Raw genomic sequence first — 2,802 nt, forward strand, 5'->3', positions numbered from 1 at the left:
GGCACCCGCCCGCGCGCAGGCCGCGCCGGTCGCGGCCCCCGTCATGCCGACCGGCCCCGCCGGCCCCAAGGGCAACGGCCCCGAGCCGGAGTCGGCGACCGGGATGCTCCAGCTGGCCCAGAAGCTGCACGACGACTACGTGCGCTCCGGCCAGGAGGAGGGCGACCGCCTCATCACGGAGGCCAAGACCGAGGGTGCGCGCATCGTGCGCGACGCCGAGGAGACGTCGCACCGCACGCTCTCCCAGCTCGAGCAGGAGCGTTCGCTGCTGGAGCGCAAGATCGACGAGCTGCGCCTGTTCGAGCGCGACTACCGCACGCGGCTGAAGAGCTTCCTGCAGAACCTGCTGGGCGACCTGGACGCACGTGGCTCGGCCCTGCCGCCGCGCAACAACCAGCAGTCCGGCCGGCCGGCCGAGATGGCTCAGGGCATCTGACAGCAGAGCACCACCTGACACGCACGGCGACCGGACGTCCCCACCTCACGTCCGGTCGTCGTGCGTGTCGTGTCAGACACCCGCATCATGGGGGGCGCGCCACACCGGCGCGCCCCGTTGTGCGTCTGGCCGCTTGCGCTTACGCTTCGTGCACTTGACCACCGGGGGCGACCGCGAAGGGGAACCCATGACCAAGATCTCGACTGCGACGCGAGCGGCGATCAAGCAGGAGTTCCCGAACCTGACACGTGACGTGAAGAAGTTTCCCGTCCGTGACGGCGAGGAGCCCTGGACCGTCCGCGAGGCCGAGGAACTGGCGGCACTGCTCCTCGAGGACAAGGAGCGGCTGGAGCGTGAGCTGCACGTCGCCGACCGGGAGCTGTCCGACCTGCTGCGCAACTCCGGCGACGGTGCCGGCGACGACCAGGCCGACTACGGCTCGAGCGCCCTGGAGCGCGAGCAGGAGCTGACGCTCGTGAACAACATGCGGGATCTCCTGGACCAGACGAACCATGCGCTGGACCGGATCCGCAAGGGCACGTACGCCACGTGCGAGCTCACGGACCTGCCCATCGGCAAGGCCCGGCTCCAGGCCTTCCCGCGGGCCACGCTGTCCGTCGAGGCCAAGGCGCGCGAGGAGCGCCGCGGCGCCTGAGCGGTCGGCGCGGCGAGGGCGCCGCGCCGGATCGCGCTCCGGGTTCCGCACCGGATATCAACGCTGTGATGTCTGAGTTACGTGCATACCTGATGCATTGGTATGGAGTTCGATCCTGGAATGTCGTTTTTAGGTCTCCAGGCACTCTGTGCGGCGGGTCACGTTCCGATTGACAGGGTGAAATTCTCCCCGGATGCTCGTCCAGGTGAATCACACGCGTGTGGTTCATCGCTCTTTTGACGGACGCTATTCAAGGGGGAAACACAATGATCCGAGGATTCCGTGCAACGTGTCGTGCGGGCGCTGCCGTGGCCATGTCGGCCGGGCTGGTCGTCGCCGCTGCGACGGGCGCGAGCGCGCTGACCTTCGGCGACGCGCCTGAGGCGCTCGTGGTCAGCCCGTCCGAGGCCAGCGCGGTGCTCGGCGGCGTCGAGGGCGCTGTCGGCGTCGTCGGTGCGGACGGTGCGCTCGACGTGCTCGGTGCGACCCAGAACGCGGAGCTCCCCGAGGGGATCGACGGCGTGATGGTTCCCGAGGAGGTCGCGACCGCTGGTGACGTCGTCGAGATCGGTGGCGACGGCAGCTTCAACGCGCTGAACAACGTGTGCGTCGCCCCCTGGTACTGGGAGGGTCCGGGCAACGTGGGCAGCACCGCCAACCTGACCGACTACCAGGCCTGCGGTGAGGGCGACGCCGTCATCGGTGGCGAGGACTCCATCAACGTCCTGAACAACGTGTGCGTCGCGCCGTGGCACTGGGACGGCCCGCTGAACCTGTTCCAGACCGGCAACGTGACCGGCTACGCCGCTTGCTGACGCATTGACGTCGATTGACTCTCGCCGTGCGGTGACGCGGCGGTGATGTCGCACCAGGCGAGGCCCTTTCCCGGAACTCCGGGAAAGGGCCTCGTCTCTTTTTGTGTCGCAGGCCCGGAATGCGCGCTCTCTTGTTCGTGGGCTCAGTAATTGGTGCGCGTCGTGCCTCGCGCGGGCGGGTTTTCCGGCGGCCCGCCAGAGCCTGGGACGGGGAGGGCCCGCGGCATGGGAGACTTTGCCTGATGTCTACTCCCGCTGAACCCTCCGCCGTGGCCGGCGACGAGACGAGCCCCGCCACGCCCGCGCCGTCGGGCAGCCGCGTGCTCGTCGTCTGGACCGGCGTGCTCGCGGCCCTCGTCCTGGCTGTCGACCAGCTCACGAAGTGGTGGGCCGAGTCCGCGCTGACCGTGAACGCCGAGCCCATCCCGCTCGTCGGCGACCTGCTGGGGCTGCGCCTCATCTACAACCCGGGCGCCGCGCTGTCGATCGCCTCGGGCTACACCTGGATCCTGACCATCGTCGTGACGGTGGTCGTGGTCTTCATCGTCCGCGCCATCGGCCGGCTCGGGTCGCGCGGCTGGGCCGTCGCGCTCGGCCTGCTGCTCGGCGGCGCCGTCGGTAACCTCATCGACCGGCTGGCGCGTGAGCCAGGGTTCGCCCGCGGCCACGTCGTGGACTTCATCGACTACGCCGGCTTCTTCGTGGGCAACGTGGCCGACATCGCCGTCGTCGCCGCGGCCGTGCTGATCGCGCTGCTGTCGCTGCGCGGCATCGGCCTGGACGGCAAGCGGCACACCGGGGACGAGAGCGACGAGCCGGTCGCGAAGGCGGACGGCGAGCAGGGCGACCCCGCCTGATGGCGCTGCGCACGCTGCCCGTCCCGGACGGGCTCGCCG

The 2,802-nt window shown here is 69.9% G+C and carries 4 protein-coding genes; all 4 read left to right on the forward strand.

Annotated features, from left to right (window positions below; all coding sequences use genetic code 11):
* Positions 1-436, forward strand: a 436-nt coding sequence (locus PROKR_RS20305; RefSeq protein WP_051433186.1) for a cell division protein DivIVA, incomplete at its 5' end; no start/stop codon positions are given.
* Between the two features lie 187 nt (positions 437-623).
* Positions 624-1,091, forward strand: a complete 468-nt coding sequence (locus tag PROKR_RS20310; RefSeq protein WP_036966460.1) for a TraR/DksA family transcriptional regulator — start codon at positions 624-626, stop codon at positions 1,089-1,091.
* A gap of 266 nt (positions 1,092-1,357) precedes the next feature.
* Entirely contained in the window at positions 1,358-1,906 is a 549-nt protein-coding gene (locus PROKR_RS20315; RefSeq protein WP_142033877.1) for a hypothetical protein, read from the forward strand.
* 242 nt (positions 1,907-2,148) lie between these two features.
* On the forward strand, positions 2,149-2,763 hold the full coding sequence (locus tag PROKR_RS20320) for a signal peptidase II (protein ID WP_036966466.1): 615 nt from the start codon (positions 2,149-2,151) through the stop codon (positions 2,761-2,763).
* Positions 2,764-2,802 lie beyond the last annotated feature (39 nt).

The organism is Promicromonospora kroppenstedtii DSM 19349 (assembly GCF_000515355.1).
Classification (GTDB): domain Bacteria; phylum Actinomycetota; class Actinomycetes; order Actinomycetales; family Cellulomonadaceae; genus Promicromonospora; species Promicromonospora kroppenstedtii.